The 22,407-nt window shown below is 71.3% G+C and carries 27 protein-coding genes; 11 read left to right on the top strand and 16 right to left on the bottom strand.

From position 1 onward, the window contains the following. Positions 1-60 precede the first annotated feature (60 nt). Positions 61-468: a hypothetical protein gene (locus DJ017_RS06890; RefSeq protein ID WP_111528020.1), complete on the top strand. Its 408-nt coding sequence runs from the start codon at positions 61-63 to the stop codon at positions 466-468. 19 nt (positions 469-487) lie between these two features. On the opposite strand, the gene DJ017_RS06885 is transcribed toward DJ017_RS06890, so the two are convergent. From DJ017_RS06885 to DJ017_RS06850, 8 genes are all read right to left on the bottom strand, one after another. Further along, positions 488-2,782, bottom strand: coding sequence for a family 16 glycosylhydrolase (locus DJ017_RS06885; protein WP_165830546.1), 2,295 nt, complete (start codon positions 2,780-2,782; stop codon positions 488-490). A 245-nt stretch (positions 2,783-3,027) separates the two neighbouring features. Next, on the bottom strand, positions 3,028-3,453 hold the full coding sequence (locus tag DJ017_RS06880) for an OsmC family protein (RefSeq protein WP_227000053.1): 426 nt from the start codon (positions 3,451-3,453) through the stop codon (positions 3,028-3,030). A gap of 28 nt (positions 3,454-3,481) precedes the next feature. Further along, positions 3,482-4,096: a GNAT family N-acetyltransferase gene (locus DJ017_RS06875; protein WP_111528017.1), complete on the bottom strand. Its 615-nt coding sequence runs from the start codon at positions 4,094-4,096 to the stop codon at positions 3,482-3,484. After that, on the bottom strand, positions 4,093-4,572 hold the full coding sequence (locus tag DJ017_RS06870; RefSeq protein WP_111528016.1) for a GNAT family N-acetyltransferase: 480 nt from the start codon (positions 4,570-4,572) through the stop codon (positions 4,093-4,095). Before DJ017_RS06870 ends, DJ017_RS06875 begins: the two co-directional genes overlap by 4 nt. Before the next feature lie 36 nt (positions 4,573-4,608). Further along, complete coding sequence (locus tag DJ017_RS06865) at positions 4,609-5,676, bottom strand: MBL fold metallo-hydrolase (protein WP_227000052.1); 1,068 nt, start codon at positions 5,674-5,676, stop codon at positions 4,609-4,611. 91 nt (positions 5,677-5,767) lie between these two features. Beyond that, positions 5,768-6,400 (bottom strand): glutathione S-transferase family protein, encoded by a 633-nt coding sequence (locus tag DJ017_RS06860; protein ID WP_111528014.1) that lies wholly within the window; start codon positions 6,398-6,400, stop codon positions 5,768-5,770. Between the two features lie 57 nt (positions 6,401-6,457). Then, positions 6,458-6,670 (bottom strand): hypothetical protein, encoded by a 213-nt coding sequence (locus DJ017_RS06855; RefSeq protein WP_111528013.1) that lies wholly within the window; start codon positions 6,668-6,670, stop codon positions 6,458-6,460. Between the two features lie 25 nt (positions 6,671-6,695). Beyond that, positions 6,696-7,343 carry an HAD hydrolase-like protein gene (locus DJ017_RS06850; protein ID WP_111528012.1) on the bottom strand — a complete coding sequence of 216 codons (648 nt, stop codon included), beginning with the start codon at positions 7,341-7,343 and terminating at the stop codon, positions 6,696-6,698. Between the two features lie 127 nt (positions 7,344-7,470). Here DJ017_RS06850 and DJ017_RS06845 point away from each other — a divergent pair, with 127 nt between their 5' ends. From DJ017_RS06845 to DJ017_RS06835, 3 genes are read left to right on the top strand one after another with little or no spacing between them, the layout of a single operon-like run. Next, complete coding sequence (locus DJ017_RS06845) at positions 7,471-8,385, top strand: class I SAM-dependent methyltransferase (RefSeq protein WP_227000051.1); 915 nt, start codon at positions 7,471-7,473, stop codon at positions 8,383-8,385. Next, entirely contained in the window at positions 8,382-9,122 is a 741-nt protein-coding gene (locus DJ017_RS06840) for a pseudouridine synthase (protein WP_111528010.1), read from the top strand. Before DJ017_RS06845 ends, DJ017_RS06840 begins: the two co-directional genes overlap by 4 nt. After that, the gene (locus DJ017_RS06835) at positions 9,119-9,880 is read left to right on the top strand and encodes a polyamine aminopropyltransferase (RefSeq protein ID WP_111528009.1); all 762 of its coding nucleotides are present in this window, start codon (positions 9,119-9,121) and stop codon (positions 9,878-9,880) included. The genes DJ017_RS06840 and DJ017_RS06835 overlap by 4 nt, the downstream gene beginning before the upstream one ends. Here the strand turns inward: DJ017_RS06835 and trxC are convergent. After that, positions 9,798-10,232: a thioredoxin TrxC gene (trxC, locus tag DJ017_RS06830; RefSeq protein ID WP_111528008.1), complete on the bottom strand. Its 435-nt coding sequence runs from the start codon at positions 10,230-10,232 to the stop codon at positions 9,798-9,800. The genes DJ017_RS06835 and trxC overlap by 83 nt on opposite strands. A 153-nt stretch (positions 10,233-10,385) precedes the next feature. Between trxC and DJ017_RS06825 the strand changes: the two genes are divergently transcribed. Next, complete coding sequence (locus DJ017_RS06825) at positions 10,386-10,763, top strand: VOC family protein (RefSeq protein ID WP_111528007.1); 378 nt, start codon at positions 10,386-10,388, stop codon at positions 10,761-10,763. A 7-nt stretch (positions 10,764-10,770) separates the two neighbouring features. Here the strand turns inward: DJ017_RS06825 and DJ017_RS06820 are convergent, their stop codons facing one another. Continuing rightward, positions 10,771-12,726 (bottom strand): alkyl/aryl-sulfatase, encoded by a 1,956-nt coding sequence (locus DJ017_RS06820; RefSeq protein WP_111528006.1) that lies wholly within the window; start codon positions 12,724-12,726, stop codon positions 10,771-10,773. A gap of 154 nt (positions 12,727-12,880) precedes the next feature. On the opposite strand from DJ017_RS06820, the gene DJ017_RS06815 reads away from it, so the two are divergent. Continuing rightward, on the top strand, positions 12,881-13,357 hold the full coding sequence (locus DJ017_RS06815) for a globin (RefSeq protein ID WP_193539991.1): 477 nt from the start codon (positions 12,881-12,883) through the stop codon (positions 13,355-13,357). A gap of 6 nt (positions 13,358-13,363) precedes the next feature. On the opposite strand, the gene DJ017_RS06810 is transcribed toward DJ017_RS06815, so the two are convergent. Both DJ017_RS06810 and DJ017_RS06805 read right to left on the bottom strand, forming a co-directional pair. Beyond that, complete coding sequence (locus DJ017_RS06810) at positions 13,364-13,594, bottom strand: hypothetical protein (RefSeq protein WP_111528005.1); 231 nt, start codon at positions 13,592-13,594, stop codon at positions 13,364-13,366. A gap of 32 nt (positions 13,595-13,626) precedes the next feature. Next, positions 13,627-14,010 (bottom strand): hypothetical protein, encoded by a 384-nt coding sequence (locus tag DJ017_RS06805; protein WP_111528004.1) that lies wholly within the window; start codon positions 14,008-14,010, stop codon positions 13,627-13,629. A gap of 60 nt (positions 14,011-14,070) precedes the next feature. Between DJ017_RS06805 and DJ017_RS20035 the strand changes: the two genes are divergently transcribed. After that, the gene (locus DJ017_RS20035; RefSeq protein ID WP_133255401.1) at positions 14,071-14,316 is read left to right on the top strand and encodes a hypothetical protein; all 246 of its coding nucleotides are present in this window, start codon (positions 14,071-14,073) and stop codon (positions 14,314-14,316) included. 7 nt (positions 14,317-14,323) lie between these two features. Here the strand turns inward: DJ017_RS20035 and DJ017_RS06800 are convergent, their stop codons facing one another. The 3 genes from DJ017_RS06800 to thrB form a co-directional block, all read right to left on the bottom strand. Continuing rightward, positions 14,324-14,800 (bottom strand): MarR family winged helix-turn-helix transcriptional regulator, encoded by a 477-nt coding sequence (locus DJ017_RS06800; RefSeq protein ID WP_111528003.1) that lies wholly within the window; start codon positions 14,798-14,800, stop codon positions 14,324-14,326. A gap of 79 nt (positions 14,801-14,879) precedes the next feature. Next, entirely contained in the window at positions 14,880-15,326 is a 447-nt protein-coding gene (gene rnhA, locus DJ017_RS06795; protein ID WP_111528002.1) for a ribonuclease HI, read from the bottom strand. Further along, positions 15,323-16,288: a homoserine kinase gene (gene thrB / locus DJ017_RS06790; protein WP_111528001.1), complete on the bottom strand. Its 966-nt coding sequence runs from the start codon at positions 16,286-16,288 to the stop codon at positions 15,323-15,325. The genes rnhA and thrB overlap by 4 nt, the downstream gene beginning before the upstream one ends. Positions 16,289-16,377: 89 nt before the next feature. Between thrB and DJ017_RS06785 the strand changes: the two genes are divergently transcribed. Both DJ017_RS06785 and DJ017_RS06780 read left to right on the top strand, forming a co-directional pair. Next, positions 16,378-16,611 carry a hypothetical protein gene (locus DJ017_RS06785; RefSeq protein ID WP_111528000.1) on the top strand — a complete coding sequence of 78 codons (234 nt, stop codon included), beginning with the start codon at positions 16,378-16,380 and terminating at the stop codon, positions 16,609-16,611. Positions 16,612-16,774: 163 nt separating this feature from the next. After that, positions 16,775-18,748, top strand: coding sequence for a hypothetical protein (locus DJ017_RS06780; RefSeq protein WP_133255400.1), 1,974 nt, complete (start codon positions 16,775-16,777; stop codon positions 18,746-18,748). 45 nt (positions 18,749-18,793) lie between these two features. Here DJ017_RS06780 and ispH read toward each other — a convergent pair whose 3' ends face one another. After that, on the bottom strand, positions 18,794-19,756 hold the full coding sequence (gene ispH / locus DJ017_RS06775; protein WP_111527998.1) for a 4-hydroxy-3-methylbut-2-enyl diphosphate reductase: 963 nt from the start codon (positions 19,754-19,756) through the stop codon (positions 18,794-18,796). Positions 19,757-19,887: 131 nt separating this feature from the next. On the opposite strand from ispH, the gene DJ017_RS06770 reads away from it, so the two are divergent. Both DJ017_RS06770 and argS read left to right on the top strand, forming a co-directional pair. Next, positions 19,888-20,565, top strand: coding sequence for a Tat pathway signal sequence domain protein (locus tag DJ017_RS06770; RefSeq protein ID WP_111527997.1), 678 nt, complete (start codon positions 19,888-19,890; stop codon positions 20,563-20,565). Continuing rightward, positions 20,562-22,358, top strand: coding sequence for an arginine--tRNA ligase (gene argS, locus DJ017_RS06765; RefSeq protein ID WP_111527996.1), 1,797 nt, complete (start codon positions 20,562-20,564; stop codon positions 22,356-22,358). The genes DJ017_RS06770 and argS overlap by 4 nt, the downstream gene beginning before the upstream one ends. Positions 22,359-22,407: the final 49 nt, after the last annotated feature.

Below are 22,407 nucleotides of genomic sequence, written 5' to 3'. Positions count from 1 at the left end.
TCTTGTCACTCGATACCAGCCCGGCCGGCGGCCCACAACCGCCTCCGGCGAGGAGATCCCATGTCCCGCATCCATCCCCTGATCATCGGCCTGGCCGGCGCCCTGGCCGTCGCCAACGCCGCCGTCGCCGCCCATCCGGACTCCCACCGGCAGGACGCGCCCGAGCCCGCCGCCATGAACATCCAGGGCGAGCAGCAGAGCTGGATCGCCGACCCGCACATGCACGCCTTCTACGACCTGACGGTCCAGGCCTTCGCCGGCGGCCCGGCGCACGTCGACCAGGCCGCCTTCACCGAGAAGTCCTACGCCCTGTTCCGCGACTTCGCGGTCTCCCGGCGCATGTCGCCGGAGGGCATGGTCGATCACCTGAAGCTGATCCCCGGCCAGGTGGTCCAGATCGCCAAGGACGATCCCGAGGTGCTGAAGAGCTACGACAACTTCGTCGCCGCGGTGTTCGGCCCGCAGTAGGCCGCAGCCCGGCCCGGCCTCACCGCCAGAGTAAGTCCGAGCTGTGCAGGCTGCTCACCGCGGTGTGGTCGAGGTTGGCGATGTAGTCGGGCCACAGGTGGCCGCCGCCCAGGCCGTCCGGGTCGAACAGCACCCGCGTGCCGCCGGCGCCGTCGTCCTGCAGGGTCAGGTAGTGGTCGGCGAACGGGTCCGAGCCCCAGTAGCCGGCCGCTGCGAACAGCGCCTTCAGGTCGATCACGTCGACGCCCGGGGTGAAGCCGGTCACGTGCACCGGGGTCCACGGCTCGGCGGGGAAGACGAAATGATCCGCGCCGGAGGTCCCGGCCAGGGTCCCGCCGGCCGCGTTGGCGACCAGCTGCGCCCCCGGGGCCGTCGATCCGCCCGCGCCCGCACCGCTCGTGAACAGGCCGGCGCTGTTGGCCGTCGCCACCGACACGCCCTTGAGATCAACCACATAGGTCGGCCAGCCGCTGCCTGGGTTCGGGGAGACCAGCACCTCGGTCCCGCCGGCGCCGTCGTCGGCCAGCTGGACATGGCCGTCGGCGATCGGATTCGAGCCGGTGTAGCCGGGCCAAAGGGCCGACAGGTCGAGGTGGTCGACGCCCGGCTGGAAGTTGCCGATCGAACCCGGCGTCCAGGGCAGGCTCTTGAAGACGAAGGTGTCGGCGCCCGCCGTCCCGGCGAGCGAGGGCCCATAGCCCTCCGGCGCCATGATCGTCCCGGCCGCGGCCGCCGGCGCGCCTGAGCTTCCCGCCCCGCCGAACAGGCCGCTCGCCGCCGCCACCGAGACGCCCTTCAGGTCGACCACATAGGTCGGCCAGACGCCGCCCGGCGCCGGGGTCACGAGCACCTTGGCGCCGCCCGCCCCGTCGTCCAGCAGCTGGACGTAGCCGTCGGCGATGGGGTTGGAGCCGGCGTAGTTCGGATAGAGCGCGGAGAAGTCCAGCCGGTCGACGCCCACCTGGAAGTTGCTGATCGAGGCCGGCGTCCACGGCAGGCTCTTGAAGACGAAGGTGTCCGCGCCGCCCGTGGCGCTGAGCGACTGGCCGTAGCCGCCGGCGACGACCACCGCGCCGCCCGCGCCCGACGACGGCGCCGGCGCCGGGCTCTGGGCCACGCCGAACAGGCCGCCGGCGCTGGCCGCCGAGAGCGACACGCCCTTCACGTCGACCACGTAGCTCGGCCACGCGCCGGGGTTGCTGGTGACCAGCACCTTGGTCCCGCCGGCCCCGTCGTCCAGCAGGCGCACATAGCCGTCGCCCACGGGGTTCGAGCCGCTGTAGCCGCCCTCCAGGGCCGAGACGTCCAGCCGGTCGACGCCGAGCTGGAAGTTGGTGATCGTCGCCGGCGTCCAGGGCTGGCTCCTGAAGACGAAGACGTCGGCGCCCGATCCGCCGGACAGCGTCTGGCCATAGCCCGCCGCGGCGACGATGGTCCCCGAGCCGCTCACCGCGGTATCCACGGCCGGCGCGGGCGTCGGGGCCGCCGGAGTCGGCGCAGGCGCTGCGCCGCCCAGGTCGCTGTAGGCGCGGATGTAGTCGATCTGGAACTGGGCCGGGAAATGCGTCGACCAGTCCGGGCTGCCGGGCCAGTTCCCGCCGACCGCCAGGTTGGCGATCATGTACATCGGCTTGTTGAGGTCGGCCGGGGTGGCCAGCTGGTAGAGCGGCTTGCCGTCCAGATAGTAGGTGATCTTGTCGGGCTCCCAATCGACGCCGAACCGGTGGAACGACTGCGACAGGTCGGGCAGGCCGGTCGCCCACTGCGAGAACAGTTGCGGATAGCCGGCCGCCTGGGTGTGCACCGACATGACGAGGGTCGTCGGCGTCTGGCCGAGCACCTCCATCACGTCCAGCTCCGGCAAGGTCGAGCCGTCGGTCGGCATCAGCCAGAAGGCCGGCCACAGCCCCTGGCCGGCGGGGATCTTCGCCGAGATCTCGAAGTAGCCGTAGGTCTGCTGGAACGACGAGGCCGTCGTCATGAAGCCGGAGGTGTAGTTGTAAGAGCCCATCGCCGGCAGGCCGGGCTCGTTGTAGCCGAGGTAGCCGCGGATCGACGGATCGGTCTGCTGGGCGGTGATCGTCAGGACGCCGTTATTCACGGTCCAGGGGCGCACCCCGGACGTCGGCCCGTAGTTGGAGTTGATGTACCACTCCAGCTCCCCGTTCGAGGGCAGCGACGAGCCGTTGGAACCCAGATAGCCCGGGCTGGTTCTCCACGTGCCTCCATAGCCATTCCATAGGCTGAGGCTGTTGAATTCGTCACTGAAGGTAAGCTTCGCCGTAGCATTCAGATTGTTCGGATCAATCGTCACCGTCGGGCCCCATCGACTCGAGGAGTGTAAAGCGTCGCGGATTGCTTGAATCGCGCCCACCCGCCGCCGGGCGCGGTCGGTTGCTTACACTTCAAATCGTGGCGGAAAACGGGCAGCTTGACCGCTGTTATTGTATAAAATCAGCGATTACAGCTTTGCCGTAGTCTTTTTATTGTCGGAACCCGGGCGAAACTCTGCCGGATCGCAATCCGGTTCCCGAACATCTGCGTTCCCGGCGCCTGCGCTCAGGCCGCCGGCAGCGGCGGCCCGGTCAACGTCGTGCCGACGCTGGCCCCGCGGGTCAGGAGCTTGTGGATCGGACAGGCCTCGGCGATCTGCAGCAGGCGGGCGCGCTGCGCCTCGTCCAGTTCGCCGTCCAGCGAGATGGTCCGTTCGAAATGCTCCGGCGGATCAGCCGCCGCGTCGGTGCTCGAGGTGACGCTCACCTCCACCCGGCCGAGCGCCCAGCCCTTGCGCGCCGCGTAGAGCCGGAGCGTCTGGGCCGTGCAGGCCGCCAGGCCGGCGGCGACGATCTCGTGCGGCGTCGGCCCGAGGTCCAGGCCCGCCGGCGCCGGCTGGTCTGCGACGAACCCGGCCGGGCCTGCGGTCATCACCAGTTGCAGGCCGCCACCGCCATGGTCCAGGGCCGTCGATGCACGCCTCGTGCTCACGTCGAAGTCCTCGCTTCCGGCACGCGGCTCAGAGCCGGTGCAGCTTCTCCCACTCCTCGCGGGTCAGCTCCCAATAGACCGAATTGCGCGTGGTTCCGTCCGGGCGCACCACCTCGCGCTCGCCCATCCGGCGGAAGCCGGCCGCGTCGATGCCCTTCTGCGAGCGCACATTGTCCAGCGCCGCGGTCAGGCACATCAGCCGCACGCCCAGCGTCTCGAAGATCCAGGCGAAGCTCTGCCGCATGCCCGAGCCGCCCTGCCCCCGGCCCTGCAGGTCGGCGCGGATCGCCCCGCCGATCTCGGCCGACGACCGCTCGGGCCAGACCGCGATGTGCGAATAGCCGGAGACCTTGCCCGCCTCGTCCAGCGTCAGCACCAGCAGCCCCTCGCCCGCCAGATGCTCGGCCTGGCGTTCGGCCACCCAGCGGGTGACGCTCTCCGTCGTGATCGGCCGCGGCAGGTCGTAGATCGGACCCGAGACCCGCTCGTCGGACAGCAGTTCCACCAGGCCCGGCACATGCTTCATCTCGGCCAGCGCCCGGTTCGGCCCAAGACCCGAGACGTCGGCCTTGCGGACCGCCTCGCGGATCGCCTCGGCCTCGGCCTGCGAGGCGTGCAGCACGGTCTTGGGCGGGGTGCTCATTCCGAGGCGAGCCTCTCCAGCGCCTCCCCGGTGAGGCGGCGGGTCGTCCAGTCGCTCATCGCCGAGGCGCCGAGGCTGTCGTAGAAGGCGATCGAGGGCGCGTTCCAGTTCAGCACCGCCCACTCCAGCCGCGCCAGCCCCTGCTCCACGCAGCGCTCGGCCAGCCGCTTGAGCAGCGCCTTGCCCGCCCCGACGCCCCGGGCGTCCGGCTCGACGAACAGATCCTCCAGCCAGATGCCGTGGCGGCCGCGGAAGGTCGAATAGTTGTAGAGCCAAAGGGCGAAGCCCACCGGCTCCCCGTCGTGCTCGGCGATGTCACAGAACACCTTGGGCCGAGAGCCGAACAGGTCGCGGACGATGTCGCCCTCGGTGGCCTCCACCTCGTGCAGCAGGCGTTCGTACTGCGCCAGGTCACGGATGAACTTCAGGATCAGGCCGGCGTCGCCGACGGTGGCCTCACGGATGACCAGGCTCATGCGAAATGGTGTCCAGGAACTGTCACGGCCAAGGTTTTAGGCCGCCGCCCGGTACCAGTCGACGCCGTTCTCGTCGCGCGTGCGCACGGCCTCGCCCCGCGAGATCAGACAGTTCAGGTGCGCCAGGCTCTCGCCGGTCGCCAGGCCCAGGAGATTGTGGTCGATCTTGCGCCGGAACAGCGCGTGGAAGACGTCCACCGCCCGCTTGGGCTCGGTGATCATCGCCTTCAGCCGCGTCAGGCCGCGCTCGTGGCCGCCGATCAGGTGGTCGAGCCGCGCGTGGAGGCCGCGGAACGGGTCGTTGTGGGCCGGCAGCACCAGCACGTCGTCTGGCACCCGGCCCTTGATCCGCGCCAGCGAGGTCAGCCACTCGGTCAGGGGATCGCCCTCCGGCTCGGTCGGGAACACCGAGACGTTGGACGAGATCTTCGGCAGCACCTGGTCGCCCGAGATCATCAGCTTCAGGTCCGGGCAGTAGAGGCAGACGTGCTCCGGGGAGTGGCCCGAGCCGATCACCACCTGCCAGACGTGGGCGCCGATCCGCACTTCGTCCCCGTCGCGCACCCGATGGAAGCTGTCCGGCAGGGCGTGCAGCCCGCGCCCGAAACCGCCGAACCGGGCGCGGTAGGTCTCCAGCGCCTCCTCGTCCCAGCCGGCGGCCTTGTAGAACTCCAGCGCGTCCGGCGGCGCCTCGCGCCCCGTGTCGGCGGCCAGCGACCGGCACATCAGGAACTCCAGCCGGCTGATCCACAGCCGGCAGCCGAAGCGCCGGGTGATCCAGCCCGCCATGCCGATGTGGTCGGGATGCATGTGGGTGCAGAACACCCGCGTCACCGGCTTGCCGCCGAGCGCGCCTTTGAACGCCGCCCGCCAGGCCTGCATGGTGTTGGAGCCGGCGATGCCGGTGTCGACGATCGCCCAGCCGTCGCCATCCTCTAGGGCCCAGGTGTTGATGAAGGCGAGGCTGCCGCCCAGCGGCATCCGCAGCCACTTCACGCCGGGCGCGACGTCGATCGCCTCGCCCTCCTTCGGCCCGTGCTCGAACGGATAGGTCAGCTTCGGCCGCGCCGGCTCCGCCGCGATCTCCTCGATCCCATCCCGCACGCGCACGCCCTCCGAACTCCGAGGCCCCATTGTGCGGACTTGCCCCTGCGGGAGCAAATGGTCTGCCCAGCCTTGGCGGGCGCGGCGCGGTCTATCGCGCCTGATCCGCCGCCGCGAAGAGCGCGATCTGGTCGGCCTGCGCCTTGAGGAACGCCGGCCGCGCGGTCAGGCGGGCGACATAGGCCTCGCTCGCCGGCCGATCGCCGAACGCCCTCACGTCCGGCACCCGCAGCACATCGGCCATCAGCAGGTCGGCGACCGTGAAGCGGCCGGCCGCGAGCCATTCCCGCTCCCTGAGGATCCGCTCCACATGATCCAGGCGCTGGGTCAGCCAGCCGGTGAGCTGGTTGTCGGCGTCGCCGCTCATCTTCAGGAACCACCAGGGAACGCTCACCATCTCGATGGAGTTGAGCGCCGCGATCGTCCACTGCAGGGTCTCGGCCTCGCCGCGGGGATCGCGCGGCATGAGCGTCTCGCTCTTGCGGGCGAGGTGCAGCAGCCCCGCCCCGCTCTCGAAGATCTTCACATCGCCGTCGTCGAGGAATGGAATCTGGCCGAACGGCTGGCGCGCCAGATGATTGGTCTCGCGCCCGTCGAACGGGATCGTCCGCACCTCGTAGTCGAGACCGCCCTCCTCGCAGGCCCATCGCAGCCTCAGGTCCCGCACGAACCCACGCGGCCCCTCGGGGACCCAGTCATAGCTCCAGACGATCAGTCCGCTCATCCCGGCAAGGTCCTCACCATCCGCTCGGCTGTCAGTGGCGCTCGCTCGCCGGCCCGGTCAGTAAAGCCGCGCCCCGTTCAGCACGGCCGCCGCGCCGACCACCAGGAACAGCGCCGCCGCGAAGGCGAGCGCATAGGCCATCTGGGTCCCGAACGGCGGCGGCGGGTCGCCGGGCTTGCGGGGCGGTGTCGGGATGATGATGACCATCGGCAGGGCTCGTGTGGCGGCGGCGCCCGCGGTCGAACGCCGATCCGCCGAGTAGACGGCCATCGGGCGAACGGCGCAAGCTTGGCCCTCAGGCCGGTAGGGCCAGTTCCTCCGGCCGGGCGATCACCACCGCCGCCCCGGCCGCCTCCAGCTCGGCCCGGTCGCCGAAGCCCCAGAGGACGCCCACCGTGGGGATCCCGTGCCGCGCGGCCCCGATCACGTCGTGCTCGCGGTCGCCGACCATGCAGGCCTGCGCCGGGTCGAGCCCCTCGGCCTCGAGGATGTGGGCGATCAGCTCGGCCTTGTTCTCCCGCCGCCCGTCGAGTTCGGCGCCGTAGACCGCGCTCAGCAGGGGCGCGAAGCCGAAGTGGTCGACCACCTGGCGCGCGAACACCGCCGCCTTGGAGGTGCAGAGGATCAGCCGCGTGCCGTCGGCCTTCCGCGCCGCGAGAGTCTGAAGCATCCCGGGATAGGGCGTCGCCTGGCGCAGCCCCCACTCGGCGTAGCGCTCGCGGTAGAGCGCGACCGCTTCCTCCGGATCGACCGTCTCGCCCAGCAGCCGCGCCACCGACGCCCGGATCGGCGGACCGATCATCCACGACAGGTCCGCATCCTCCGGCGCGTCGGCCCCCAGCCGCGCCAGCGCATGGCGCATGCTGCCGAGGATGCCCGGCGCCGGATCGACCAGCGTCCCGTCGAGGTCAAGCAGCAGGGTCTTGCGGGCGCGTACGGGCATGGACGGGCTGTACCACGTCCACGTCCTCCGCTCCCAGGCGCCCCTCGCCAGTGGAGCCGGCGCGCAAAAACGGGTAGCTGACGCGGCTTCGGCTCCCGTGGCGGGAGCGCACAGGGGATCTCCAAGCTTGGCCACCGGCGCGACCACCTGCGTCTACGGCGCGCCGCCGGCGGCGCTGGCCGAGGTCCCGGCGGGGGCCGTGCAGGTCAGCCCGCTGGTCCCCGGCGCGGCCGACCTTGAGGCCCTCACGCCACAAAGCCTCGCCGGCGCCGTCGTCGCCGCCCCGCCGGGCACGGTCGAGCGCCGCTATGTCCTCGCTCGCCTGCTCGCCGCCCTCGCGCCGGGCGCGCCGCTCACCGTCCTCGCGCCCAAGGACAAGGGCGGCTCGCGCCTGAAGAAGGAGCTGGAGGCCTTCGGCTGCGCCGTCTCGGAGACCGGCCGCCAGCATCAGCGCATCTGCCAGACCCGCCGCCCGGACGCGCCCGCCGGCCTCGAGGCGGCCATCGCCGCCGGCGCGCCGCGCTGGTCCGAGGAACTCGGCCTCTGGACCCAGCCCGGCGTGTTCAGCTGGGACCGGCCCGATCCGGGCACCCGCCAGCTCCTCGCGGTGCTGCCGCCGCTCGCCGGCCAGGGCGCCGATCTCGGCTGCGGCCTCGGCGTCCTCGCCCGCGCGGTCCTCGCCGCCCCGGCGGTGACCCGCCTCGATCTCATCGACATCGACGCCCGCGCCATCGCCGCCGCCCGCCGCAACGTCGAGGACCCGCGGGCGCACTTCCACTGGGCCGACGCGCGGCTGGCGCCCGAGCTCGCCGGCCTCGACTTCGTGGTCATGAACCCGCCGTTCCACGATCGCGGGCTCGAGGACCGCGAACTCGGCCAGGGCTTCATCCGCCGGGCCCACCAGGTGCTGCGCCCCAGCGGCGTCGTCTTCCTGGTCGCCAACCGGCATCTGCCCTACGAGGCGGTGCTGAACGGCCTCTTCTCCCGCGTCACCGCGCGCGGCGAAGCGGCCGGCTTCAAGGTCTACGAGGCGCGGCGATGAGCTCCACCTTCCGGCTCGACCGGCTCCTGGCCAACATGGGCTACGGCTCGCGCCGCGAAATCCAGGCCCTGGTCCGCGCCGGCGAGATCGAGCTCGACGGGGCGCCGGTCGCCACGGCCGACATGCGCCTCGCCGTCACGCCCGACCTTGCCGAGCGCATGCGGGTCATGGGCGCCCGCCTCGACCCGCCGCCGGGCCTCGCCCTGATGCTGCACAAGCCGCTCGGGGTGACCTGCTCGCACAAGGAATCCGGGCCGCTGGTCTACGACCTGCTGCCGACCCGCTGGCGGGGCCGCGAGCCGGCGATCTCCACCGTGGGCCGGCTCGACAAGGACACCTCGGGCCTGTTGCTGCTGACCGACGACGGGGCCCTGCTGCACCGGATCATTTCGCCGCGCCAGCACGTCGCCAAGCGCTACCTCGCCACCCTCGCCCGTCCGCTCGAAGGCCACGAGGCGGCGCGCTTCGCCTCCGGCGAGCTGAGGCTGGAGGGCGAGGACAAGCCGCTGGCCCCGGCGGTGCTCGAACCCCTGTCGCCGACCAGCGCCTATCTGACGGTCGGCGAGGGCCGCTACCACCAGGTGCGGCGCATGTTCGCCGCCGTCGGCAACCACGTGGAGGCCCTGCACCGCGACCGCATCGGCGGCCTCGACCTGCCGGCCGACCTCGCCCCCGGCGCCTGGCGGCTGATGACGCCGGCCGAGATCGCGACCGTGTTCGCCGCCGCCCCGAAATGATTCCCTGGGAACACCTCGACACCGCGCAGATCCCCGGCGGCGGCGAGCTGCGCCTGATGCGCCGCGGCGCCGAGCTGTCGATCATGTCCGGCTCCATCGAGCTGATGAACAGCCGCCTCAGCGGCTCGGAGCAGGCGCTGGCCGAGCTCACCTGCGCCCCGCTCGCCGGCGCGGCGCGGCCGCGGGTGCTGATCGGCGGCCTCGGCATGGGCTTCACCCTGCGCGCCGCCCTCGCCGCCCTGCCGGCCGCCGCCGAGGTCGTCGTCGCCGAACTCGTCCCCGCCGTTGTCGAATGGGCCCGCGGCCCGATGGCCCAGATCTTCGCCGGCTGCCTCGAGGATCCGCGCGTCGCGATCCGCGTCGCCGACGTCGCCGACCTGATCGCCGAGGCCCAAGGGGCCTACGACGCCATCCTGCTCGACGTGGACAACGGCCCTGGCGGGCTGAACCGCGCGGCCAACGACGGGCTCTATGGCCTCCCCGGCCTCGCCGCGGCCGCGGCCGCGCTCGGGCCGGGCGGCGTGCTCGCCGTCTGGTCGGCGACGCCCGACGACGCCTTCGCCCAGCGCCTGCGCCGCAGCGGCTATCTGGTGGAGGAGAAGCGGGTCCGCGCCACCGGTTCGAAGCGCGGCGCGCGACACGTCATCTGGCTGGCCCGCAAGCCCGCAGGCGAGATCAGCCCAGTCGCTCGACCCAGCTCTTCAGCAGCGCCGCATCGGCGACGCCGGAATGGCTCGCCGCGACCTTCCCGCCCTTGAAGGCGAACAGCGCCGGGATGCCGCGGATGCCGAGCTTGGCCGAGATCTGCGGATTGGCGTCGACGTCGACCTTCACGAACCGGGCGTGAGGCTCCAGTCCCGCCGCCGCCCGCTCGAAGATCGGCGCCATGGCCCGGCAGGGTCCGCACCAGGCCGCCCAGAAGTCGGCGATCACCGGCAGGTCGGAGCGCGCCACGTGGGTCTCGAAGCGCCGCTCGTCGAGGGCCACGGGTTCGCCCGTGAACAGCGCCTTGTGGCAGCGGCCGCACTTCGGGCCGGCGGACAGCTTGTCGGCCGGGATGCGGTTCACCCCGTCGCAGTGCGGGCAGACGACATGCAGGGCTTCGGACATGCTGGCCTCCAAACTCCCGGCGCACCCCTAGCGGTTCCGCCGCTCCTGGCGCTGCGGCCCAGATCAAAAATCGCCGCCACCTCTCGTACGGCGCCGCTTGCCACCCTACTTCAATCCTTCGCGTCCGTGGGGGACGCCAGGGAGGACGCATCGATGTTTTCGCATGTCATGGTCGGCACCAACGACCTCGATAAGGCCAAGGGCTTCTACGACAGCCTGATGGGCGCGCTGGGCGTGGGCCCCGGCGTCGTCGACCGCCACCGGGTCTTCTACCTGTCGCCCAACGGCGTCTTCGCCGTCTCCCTGCCGATCGACGGCGAGCCGGCGACCTTCGCCAACGGCGGCACTGTCGGCTTCGCCTGCTCCTCGACCGAACAGGCCGACGCCTGGCACGCCGCGGGCGTGGCGGCTGGCGGGGTCTCCATCGAGGATCCGCCCGGCGTCCGCGAAGGGCCGAACGGCAAGCTCTACCTCGCCTATCTGCGCGATCCGGACGGCAACAAGCTCTGCGCCATGCACCGCCTGGCCTAGCGGACCGTCAGGGCGTCACCAGGCCGAACGGCTTGGCCGAGAGCGGCTCGAGCCAGGACATCAGCCGCAGCAGGGCGCCCGCATCGCCGTCGATCTTCACCGCTCCCGCCGCCGGCCGATGGCCGGTGAGCGCGGCGGCGAGGTCGGCGTGGCTGAGCGTGATCGTCGCGTCCACCTTGCCGGGCGCGGCGATCGGCTCGTGCACCAGCACCCCGTTCTCCACCGTCACATAGGCCCGGTCGCCCTCGGTGAGGACGAACTCGAGCCTCAGCCGGCCGTCCCCGACCTTGGCCGGGTCGAGCCGCACGGCGATGGCGTCCAGCAGCAGCGGCAGGGGCGCGCCGGCCAGCAGGGCGCCGGCCTGGCCGATGCCGCCCTTTGCGCCGGTGCGCAGCTCGTCGGCGCCAGACAGGTATTCGTTCCGCTCCAGCGAGTTCTGGGTCTGGTAGCCGAGCTGCTCGTACGCCCGCGCCAGCAGCGCCTTGGCCTCGGCGTCGGCCGGATCGGCGAACACCGCCTTGTCCAAAAGCTCCGCCGCCCAGGCGTAGTCGCCGGCCTCGAACGCCGCCTGCGCCCGCGCCCGCACGGCCGCCGCGCCGCCCATCGCCTCCACATAGCGCCTCGCGGTCTCGGTCCGCGGCCGCGCCGCCAGATGCACCGGGTCGCCGTCGTACCAGCCCATGTAGCGCTGATAGACCGCCCGCGAATTGAAGCTCATCGAGCCGTAGAAGCCGTGGTTGTACCACTCCTTCGCCAGCACCGGCGGCAGGGCGATCCTCGAGGCGATCTCCGGCCCCGTCAGCCCGTCGTTCATCAGCCGCACCGACTGGTCGTGCAGGTACTTGTAGGCGTCCCGGTGCTTGGCGAGGAAGTCGCGCACCGCCTCGCCGCCGAACCGCGGCCAGGCATGGCTGGTGAACATCACGTCCGTCCGGTCGCCGAACAGCCGCAGGCTGCGGGTCAGCTGGTCGGCCCAGCCCTTGGCGTCGCGCACCACCGCGCCGCGCGGGGTCAGCACGTTGTGCATGGTCGCATTGGCGTTCTCGGCCATGCACAGGGCGCGGAACTGCGGCAGGTAGATGTTCATCTCCGCCGGCGCCTCGGTGTCCGGCGTCAGCTGGAAGACCAGCTTCACCCCGTCGACGCTCATCTCCTGGCCGTCCCGCTCGATCAGGGTATTGGGCGCGATCAGCGCCGGCGTCCCGCGCGACAGGCCCGGCCCGATGCCGGCGTTCACCTGGCCCTCGGGACCGGGCTTCAGGAAGACGCCGAACTGGTAGATCGCGCGCCGCGCCATCGCCGGCCCGGCGAGGATGTTCTCCGAGCTCGCCGCCTCCATGAAACCGTGCGGGGCGATCACCTTCACCCGGCCCGACCTCGCCTCCTCCGGCGTGATCAGCCCGCCGGCGCCGCCGAAGTGGTCGGTGTGGCTGTGGGTGTAGATCACCGCCGCAATCGGCCGCTTGCCGAGCTTTTCGCTGACCAGCTCGTAGGCCGCCTTGGCCGTCTCGGCCGAGCCGAGGGTGTCGATGACGATCCAGCCGGTCTTGCCCCGGATGAAGGTGGCGTTGGCGAGGTCGAAGCCGCGCACCTGCCAGATGCCCTCGCTGACCTGGAAGAGGCCGTTCATGGCCAGGAGCTGGGCCTGGCGCCACAGCCCCGGCTCGACGGTCGGCGGGGCCGGCGCCTTCAGGAAGTCGTAGGTGGCCAGGCTCCAGACCGGCGTCCCGCCCGCCCCGCGGATCACCGGGTCGGCGCGGGTCCCGAGGAAACCGCGGCTCGCGAACTCGAAGTCCTGCCGGTCGGCGAACTCCGGCGCCGCGGCGGCCTTCTGCTGGGCCGCGAGGGTCTGGGCCGTCGGCGGCTCGGCCCTGGTGGTCGTCGGGACGGCGCCGGCGAGCGCCACGCCGATGGCCGCGCCGGCCGCGGCGCGCACGACGACGCGCGTGAGGTTCTGGGACATGATGGACGTGCCTCCCTGCGCCGGAGCTAGAGGCAGGCGCTCTGCGCGCGCAAGGCAGGTCCCCCATAGCCGGGGGCTATCGGCCCGCTGGGGCGTCCTGTCCGCTTGCGGAACGTCGTTAGGATGCGCACCCTGCGCGGCAGGAGGAGACGAGATGACCCAGGCATTCGCCCGCGCCGCCGACATCGAGGCGAGTCTCGAGCTCGCGGCCGAGCGCGGCGACCCGACGCCGCTGGTCTATGAGCGCCTCTTCGTACGCCACCCGCAGATGAAGCCCTACTTCTGGCGGGACACCAACGACGCCATTAAGGGCGAGATGCTGTCGCGCACCTTCGCGGCCATCTTCGATTTCATCGGCGAGCGCCGCTACGCCGACCACATGATCGGCACGGAGATGGTCACCCACGAGGGCTACGACGTCCCGCGCGAGATCTTCGCGACCTTCTTCGAGATCATCCGCGACACCCTCAAGGCCCAGCTCGGCGCCGACTGGACCCCGGCCTTCGACACCGCCTGGGCCGAGCTCCTCGTCGACCTAAACCACTATGTCACCGGCGCCCCGCGCACCGAGACCGACAACGCCTACTTCAAGCAGCTGCGCGAGAGGTTCGAAGCCGGCGAGCTGACTTAGCGCGCGTCACCGCTCCGCCGCCGCGCAGACGGGCCCGCTGGCGTATTCGCCGCGCCAGGGATCGAGCTGACGCACATAGGCGACGCGCGCGCAGCCCTGCAGCGAGGCCGGCCTGAACGGCCGCACGTAATGCCCGCGCGGCCCGAGATAGGGGTCGTAGTCGTAGACATAGCTGTAGCCCTCGGCGCAGGCCGAGAGCGTCATGAGCGTCGCGAGCGCGAGCAGGGCTCTTCCCATGGCCCCTCAACGCGCGAAGCTCGGGCTTGGCCTCAGCCGCGCTTCAGCAGCCGCCAGTAGACGAGCTCGGCCCCGCAGTCGCGGGCCAGGAGGTCGGCCAGGGTCGTGCCGTGGGTCAGGTAGGCGAAGGGCGAGGCGGCGCGGGCGGTCACCTCGCACGGCTCCTCGCTGACCACCCGGAAGGCGTGGCCCTCCAGCTCGTCCTCCAGCCGCGCCGCGATTCCCGCGCCGGTCTCGAAAGCGAGCTCCAGCACGCCGGCGTCGCTGTGGCCGTCGGCCAGCGCTCCGGCGAGGTCGCTGTTGCGGGCGTCATGGACACGCCAGAGCGCGTCGAGGTCGACGCCCAGGCGAGCGGCCAGTCGATGATGCGGCGCGTCGGCCGCCAAGGCGCGGAAAGCCGTCACGGGATCGAGCATGCCTGAGTCGCGCCCGGGCGCCCTATGGGAACGTCGCGCCCCGCTGCGGATTGCCTTGCCATGCGCGGTCTCGGTGCAGGTCCATTCGGCGGCGGCTGCGGCCTCGTCGCCACCCTCGCGGTCCTCGCGGGCTGCGCATCGTCCGAGCACGCGGCGGTCACGACGCCAGCCTCGCCCGCCTCGACGCGCGGCGTCGTCGTCCCCTCCGGCTCGCCGCCGCAGCCGAGCCCCCTCGCCCCGGAATCGGTGCCCGACAAGCCGCAGCCGATCCCCGAGCAGATGCCGGGTGTAAAGCCGCCGCGCTGACCAGCTCCTACGCCGGCGCGGCGTTGGTCGTCGCCAGGCGGGCGGTCTCGTCCATCCACTCCCGCAGCGCCTTGAGGAACGGCAGGACCTCGCGGAACTCCTTCTGGGTGAAGCCCTCGCGCAGGCTCTCCATGCGCGGCTTGATGGCCGCCATTGCCCGCTGGTAGGCGCTCCGCCCGGCCGGAGTCAGGCGGACGCGCTTCTTGCGCCCGTCCTTGGGGTCGGGCTCGACGAGCGCCAGCCCCGTGGCCTCCATCCGCTGCAGGGTGTTGGTGATGGCGCCGGGCGTCATCTGCAGGGCGGCGGCGATCTGGGCCGGCGTCTGGTCCTCGCCGCGGCGGGCCAGCAGGTTCATCACCTCGAACTGCGGATAGTTCACCCCCACCGGCAGGCAGCGGGTGATGATGGTGCGGACCCCGACCTCGATCATGCCGATCTCGTCGAAGACCTGGACCTCGGGGTGTTCCTCGATCAAGGGCGCCATGGCGCGCCTCCTCGTTCAATCTCGAACAAGCCAGGCCATACACCAACCGGGATCATTGTTCAATTTTGAACGACTAGGACTAGGCTGCGTTCAGCACGTCCTTGATCCCGCGTCTCGCCAACGCGTCAGCCAGCTCGTTGAGCTCGTGACCGGCGTGACCTTTCACCCAGCGCCACTGCACATCGTGACGCGATCGGGCTTCGTCAAGGCGGCGCCAGAGATCTTCGTTCTTCACCGGCTTCTTGTCGGCCGTCAGCCAGCCGCGCTTCTTCCAGCCGTGGATCCACTCGTGGATTCCCTGCTGCACATATTTGCTGTCGGTGTGCAGCTCGACCTGGCAGGGTTTCTTGAGGCTCTCCAGCGCCTGGATCGCGGCCATCAGCTCCATGCGGTTGTTGGTCGTCGCCAGCTCCCCGCCGCAGATCTCCTTGCGGTGCTCGCCCGAGAGCAGCACCGCGCCCCAGCCGCCGGGCCCCGGATTCCCCGAGCAGGCGCCGTCGGTGTAGATCACCACCTTCGGGGTCACGCCGGCGCCCCGAACAGCACGAGGTCGGGCGAGGAGCGGTGCACCGCCAGCTTGCGCTCGTACTCCAGCGGATCCTTCGGCCTGACCAGCGCCCCGGCCGGCGTCGCGCCCCAGTCGTGCAGCCGCGTCAGGAAGAAGCGCATCGCCGCGCCGTGGGCGAGGATCGGCAGGGCCGCCCGCTCGGCCTCGGTGAGCGGCCTGCGGCTCTCGTAGCCGGCCACCAGCTGGCGGGCCGCGGTGATGTTGAACGATCCATCCGGCTCGAAGCACCAGGCGTTCAGCGCCACCGCCACGTCGTAGGCATAGGCGTCGGTGCAGGCGAAGTAGAAGTCGATCGTCCCGGCGAACCTTTGAGATTGAAAGAACACATTGTCCGGGAAGTAGTCGGCGTGGATCGTGCCGCCCGGCAGGCCGGTCGGCCAGCCGGCTGAGAACTTCGCCAGGTCCGCCTCGAGGGTCGCGGCGAGGCCCGGCTTGAGCGCCTCGGCTTGATCTTTCAATCTTGAAAAAAGCAGCGCCCAGGCCGCCTGGCCCAGGTCGTTGGGCCGGGTCATGGAGAAGCCCTCGCCGGCCAGGTGCAGCCAGGCGAGACCCTCGCCGGCCTCGCGGCACAGGGCCGCCGTCGGCCGGCGGGCCGAAAGCCCGCTCAGGAAGCTGACGATCACGCAGGGCTTGCCGCGCAGGGTCTTCAGCGCCTCGCCGGAGCGGTCGGCGATCGGCGTCGGGCAGGGGTAGCCGCGCCGCGCCAGCCACTGCATCAGCCCCAGGAAGTAGGGCAGGTCGTCGGCCTTCACCCGCTTTTCGTAGACGGTCAGGATGTAGCGGCCGGTCTCGGTCTCCAGCAGGAAGTTGGAGTTCTCCACCCCCTCGGCGATGCCCTTGAACGCCAGGGGCTGGCCGAGATCGAAGTCGGCGAGGAGCCCGGCCAGCTCTTCGTCGGTTATGTCCGTATAGACCGCCATGGGCTCGCGAATGGGCCGAAGCGCAGGGGCGGGTCAAGACGCCAGTCGCCCGCGGTGCTAAAATCCACCGTCCATCCAGGGAGAGGCCGATGATCGCGCTGAAGGTCGAAAAGATCGGCGACCAGATCGCCGTGGTGCTGACGGAAGAAGCCCTCGAGGTCCTCGACCTGCAGGTCGGCTGCGACCTGCACCTGGAGCGGGCCGGCGACGGCAGCGTCCTGTGTTCGGTCACCCAGGAAACCTGGGTCGAGGATCCCCACGCCCGCGGCCGCGCCTTCCTCAAGCGCTACACCAAGAGCCTCGACCGCCTGACGGCCAGCTAGCCGACGGGTTCTCCCCCACAGGGGGAGGTGGCCGCGGGCCGGAGGAGGGTTCAGCCCCCGGACGCCTGCGCGTCTCGCCCCCCAAGTCGCCCCGAGCCCCCGGCTTGCTTAGACGTACGAGCGCGGGCAAGCTTGGCCGCACGGGGAATTCCGAAGGGGCGTCATGAAGGGTTTGCGGACCGGCAAGGCATTGCTGGCGATCGGCGTCGCCTGTTCGATCGGGCTCCAGGGCGCGCCCGCCGTCGCCGCCGGCCAGGCTGCGGAGGCCGCCGCGGCTTCCCGGCCCGCCCCGCAGCGGGAGGCCCTGAGCGAGCCCGCCCGCCTGGGCCTGGAGGCGCTGAAGCGCGGCGACCTCGCCGAGGCCAACCGCCAGTTCGCCATGGCCCTGGCCCGCGACCCGCGCAACCCAGGCCTCAACAGCCTCAACGCCCTCGCCTACCAGCGCCGCTTCGAGGCCGGCGAGCGCGACCTCTTCGGCCTCGCCGAGACAGGCTACCGCGCCGCCCTCGACGCCCGTCAGGACAGCCTGCCGCTCGCCCTGCAGCTCGCCCGCCTCTACTTCGACGACGGCCGCTGGGCCGAGGCCGAGCAGGCCGCCGCCTACGCCCTCGACGTCGAGCCGCACGCCCCCGACGCCCTGCGCCTGCTGGCCGCCTCCGCCTACTACGCCGGCGACGTCCAGCTCGCCCTGTGGGCCGTCGAGGACGCCCGCAAGCGCGGCCTCGCCGACCGCGACATCGCCGCCATCCGGCCGCTCGTCTACGCCCAGGCCGGCCTCGACGAGCCGGCCCGCCAGGCGCTCGGCGAGGCGGTCGCCGCCGGCGCGGTGGCGCCCGCCCGCCAGGCGCGGCTCGACCGCCGCATCGACCAGTGGCGCGACCTCTGGACCGACGCCGCCTTCAAGACGGCCGCGGCTGCGCCCGTCACGGCGCCCGTCGTCGCGCCCGCCGCGGCGGCTCCGACCACCCCGCCGCCGCCCGCGCCGGTCGACGCCGCCCCGGCCAGCCTCGCCTGGTGGGACTGCCAGCAGCAGCTCACCCAGACCCTGACGATCCCCAACACCCTGCCGCAGGTTCCCACCTACTCCACCAGCACCACCAGCATCGTCACCGCGCCCAGCACGGCCGACGAGACCTCGGCCCTGCCGCCCCTGCCGGCGCCCTGCCGCGGCCGGCCGCTGCCGCGCATGGCGATGATGGACACGGTCATCCTGCGCACCGACGACATCCGCACCGACGGCCACGGCCTCAACCTGCTGGATGGGCTCTCGTTCTTCGTCGGTGACAGCATCTCGCTCAGCAAGACCATCACCAACGGCGTGGTCACCAAGCAGCGGACCTGGAGCCGCGGGGTCTCCCTGGGCGACGCGGCCGACAGCGGCATCGCCTATTCGCTGAACATCGCCAACGCCAGCAATGAGCGCACCGACGTCCTGGCCCGGCCGAGCCTGCTGGCCCTCGACCGCCAGCCGGCCATGTTCTTCTCCGGCTCGACCGTCTCGGTCGCCCTGATCAGCCCGCAGGGCGGCGGCGGCACCATCCAGGACAAGCCGGTGGGCGTCAGCCTCTCGGTCACCCCGACCTTCGTCGACGATGACACCATGCTGGTGTCGGTCAAGGCGGTGCGCTCGTTCTTCGAGGAGACCGCGCCCTCGGCCACCTTCGCCCAGTCGGTCCAGACCTCGCGCAACATGGTCACGGCCAACGTCATGATGCGCTACGGCCAGACCCTGATCCTCTCGGGCCTCTCCGAGCGCGAGGAGGCGAGCACCGACAGTCGCACGCCCGTCCTCGGCAAGGCGCCGGGCCTGCAGTACCTGTTCCGCCGCCGCGACAGCCGCGACTTCACCCGCTCGGTGGTGATCCTGCTGACCCCGCGCCGGGTGCGGGAATACCAGGACGAGGGCGCCGACGCCCTCAAGCTCGGGACCGAGCCGCCGCTGATGGCCGAGACCCGCGGCCGCGCGGCGCGCGACCTCGCCGCCATGCAGCCCAACCTGCCCGTGGCGCTCAAGCAGATGGACCGCAACCGCCTCTACCGCGCCGCCCGCACGGGGGACGTGGAGCTGCCGCACAACGACGGCTCGAACGGCCTCGACGGCCTGTTCCACGACTTCGCGAACCTGATCTACTACTAAGCCCCGCCCGGGACTCCGCCCCCGGGCCTCTGCGCTAAGCGCGACCTACTGCGCCGCCTCGGTCAGAGCCCGCGGCAGCTTGAAGCTCACCGTCTCGCGCGCCGCGCCCTCCTCCTGCACCTCGACGTCGAAACGCTCGGCGATCTTGGCGATGACCCCCTGCACCAGGTCCTCCGGGGCCGAGGCGCCGGCGGTCACCCCGACCGTGCGCGCGTCGTCCAGCCAGGCGAGGTCGAGCTTGCCGGCGTCGTCGATCAGATAGGCCGCCGCGCCCGCGCGCCGTCCCACCTCCGCCAGCCGCACCGAGTTCGAGGAATTGGCGCTGCCGATCACCAGCAGCACCTGCGCCTTCGCCGCCACCGCCTTCACCGCCTCCTGGCGGTTGGTGGTCGCGTAGCAGATGTCTTCCTTGTGCGGCGCGGAGATCTCGGGAAAGCGCTCGCGCAGGGCCCCGACGATCTCGGCCGTGTCGTCCACCGACAGGGTGGTCTGGGTGACGAAGGCCAGGGTCTTCGGATCCTTCGGGGTGAAGGCGCGGGCCTCCTCCACCGTCTCGATCAGGGTCACCGCCCCGTCGGGAAGCTGGCCCATGGTGCCCACCACCTCCGGGTGGCCGGTGTGGCCGATCAGCACGATCTCGCGGCCGGCGTCGAAGTGCCGCTGCGCCTCCACGTGCACCTTCGAGACCAGCGGGCAGGTGGCGTCGAGGTAGAACATCTTTCGGGCTTTGGCCTCGGCCGGCACCGCCTTGGGCACCCCGTGGGCCGAGAACACCACCGGCCGGTCCGGCGGACACGCCTCGAGCTCCTCGACGAACACCGCGCCCAGCGCCTTCAGCCGGTCGACCACGTGGCGGTTGTGGACGATCTCGTGGCGCACATAGACCGGCGCCCCGTAGGTCTCGATCGCCTTCTCGACGATCTGGATCGCCCGGTCGACCCCGGCGCAGAACCCCCGCGGCGCGGCGAGCAGCACGGTCAGCGGGGGCTTGGAAAGGGGGGCGGTCATGACGGCCCATACCTAGGCGCTTCACGCCGCGCCCGCCAGCCGCGTTGCCGCCGCATTCGATAGGCTTTAGTGAAGGCGCGAACCGCGGGATGGTCCCCGCGCGATTTCCCTTGCCTGGACGCCTTAATCCGATGCGCCGTCTCCTCCTCGTCTCGATCGCCGCCGTCATGGCCGCCACGCCCGTGCTGAGCTACGCCCAGGGCCGCCCCGGCCGCGGCGGTCAGGACCAGGCCGACCAGGACGCCGCCAAGAAGAAGAAGCGCGATCAGGAGTGGAACGACCGTCAGGCGCCGCTGCCGCAGCTGCGCAACGCCGGCCCCTGCCCCTATGTGAAGTCGCTCTACGACGCGGCCCGCTACGTCGAGTTCAAGGACAACAAGGAGGCCTCGGCCAACGTCGCCTACACCGGCGAGATCCAGGGCATCTCGGCGGGCTGCGCCTACAAGGGCGACGAGCCGATCAAGATGGCGATGCAGGTGCTGTTCGAGCTGGGCAAGGGCCCGCAGGCCGAGGGCTCCAGCAAGACCTACCGCTACTGGGTGGCCGTCACCGACCGGAACCGCGAGGTGCTGGCCAAGCAGCAATTCGAGATGAAGATCGATTTCCCCAAGGGCCAGGACCGGATCTATCACCGCGAAGAGCTGAACAACATCGTCATCCCGCGGGCGGCCGAGACCACCTCCGGCGCCAACTTCGAGGTGCTGATCGGCTTCGACGTCACCCCGCAGATGGCCGAGTTCAACCGCGCCGGTAAGCGCTTCCGCCTCAACGTCGGCCAGCAGGCCCAGGCCGACACGACCAAGAAATGAGCGACCTGAAGACGGCGTTCAGCGAAGCGGTCGCCGCCGCCTTCGCGGGCCTCGGCCTGCCTGCCGAGCTTGGCCGCGTCACCGCCTCCGACCGCCCGGACCTGGCCGACTTCCAGTGCAACGGCGCCCTGCCGGCCGCTAAGCGCGCCGAAAACGTCTCTGGCAAGAACCCGCGCGAGATCGCCACCGCCGTCGCCGAGGTGCTGAAGGCCGATCCGCGCCTCGCCGCGGTCGAGGTCGCCGGGCCCGGCTTCATCAACCTGAAGGTCGCCGATACGGCCCTCGCCGAGCGCGCCGACGCCGTCGCCGCCGACCCGCGCGCCGGCGCCGAGACCCTGGCGAACCCGCGCCGCGTGATCGTCGACTACGGCGGCCCCAACGTCGCCAAGCCGATGCACGTCGGCCACCTGCGCGCCTCGATCATCGGCGAGAGCGTCAAGCGCCTCTACCGCTTCCGCGGCGACACCGTGCTGGGCGACGCCCACTTCGGCGACTGGGGCTACCAGATGGGGCTCCTGATCGGCGCGGTCTGCGACGAGAACCCGGACATCAAGGCCGAGGTCGAGCGCCTCGACCGCGAGGGCGCGCCGCTGGACGCGGCGATTCCGGTCGTCTTCGAGAAGATCACCCTCGCCGATCTCGACCGCCTCTATCCGCTCGCCGCCGCCAAGGGGAAGGAAGACCCGGCCTACCGCGACCGCGCCCGCAAGCTCACCGCCGAGCTGCAGGCCAAGAAGCCTGGCGGCTATCTCCTGTGGCGGCGATTCCGGGAGGTGACCCAGGTCGCCCTCGAGCGCGACTTCCACGCCCTGGGCGTCGACTTCGACCTGTGGAAGGGCGAGAGCGACGTCGACGACCTGATCCCGGGCATGATCGCCGATCTCGACAAGAAGGGCCTGCTGGTCGACGACCAGGGCGCGCGGATCGTACGAGTCTCCCGTCCCGAGGACAAAAGAGAGCTGCCGCCCCTGCTGGTCGTCTCCTCCGAGGGCTCGGCGATGTACGGCACCACCGACCTCGCCACCATCCTCGACCGCAAGCAGAGCTTCGACCCGCAACTCGCCATCTACGTCGTCGACCAGCGCCAGGCCGACCACTTCGAGATCGTCTTCCGGGCCGCCTACCTCGCCGGCTACGCCGCCGAGGGCCAGCTCGAACACATCGGCTTCGGCACCATGAACGGGCCGGACGGCAAGCCCTTCAAGACCCGCGAGGGCGGCGTCCTGAAGCTTGCCGACCTGATCGAGATGACCCGCGACAAGGCGCGCGAGCGCCTGCACGAGGCGGGCCTCGGCGAAGACCTGCCGCCCGAGGAGTTCGAGGACATCGCCGGCAAGGTCGCCGTCGCGGCGCTCAAGTTCGCCGACCTCTCCAACTTCCGCGGCACCTCCTATGTCTTCGACCTCGACCGCTTCACCAGCTTCGAGGGCAAGACCGGCCCCTACCTGCTCTACCAGGCCGTCCGGGTGAAGAGCCTGCTGCGCAGGGCCGCCGAGGAGAAGGCCGAGGCCGGGCCCGTCCACGTCGCCGAGGGCGCCGAGCGCGACCTCGTGCTGACCCTCGACGCCTTCGAGACCGCCCTCTCCGAGTCCTACGACAAGAAGGCGCCGAACGCGGTGGCCGAGCACGCCTACCGGCTGTCCCAGGCCTTCTCGAAGTTCTACGCCGCCTGCCCGATCCTCAGCGCCGAGCCCGCCACCCGCGCCTCGCGTCTGACGCTGGCCCAAGCCACCCTCAAGCAGCTCGAACTCGCCCTCGACCTGCTCGGCGTGGCCGTCCCCGAGCGGATGTAGAAGACCCTCGCCTTCCCCTTGACCGACGCACGGTCACCCGCGCTCGGCT

Origin of the sequence: Phenylobacterium soli, assembly GCF_003254475.1 — a bacterium.
Taxonomy (GTDB): Bacteria; Pseudomonadota; Alphaproteobacteria; order Caulobacterales; family Caulobacteraceae; genus Phenylobacterium; species Phenylobacterium soli.
Note: the sequence above shows the minus strand (reverse complement) of the source record. Positions and strands in the feature narration are given on the sequence as shown.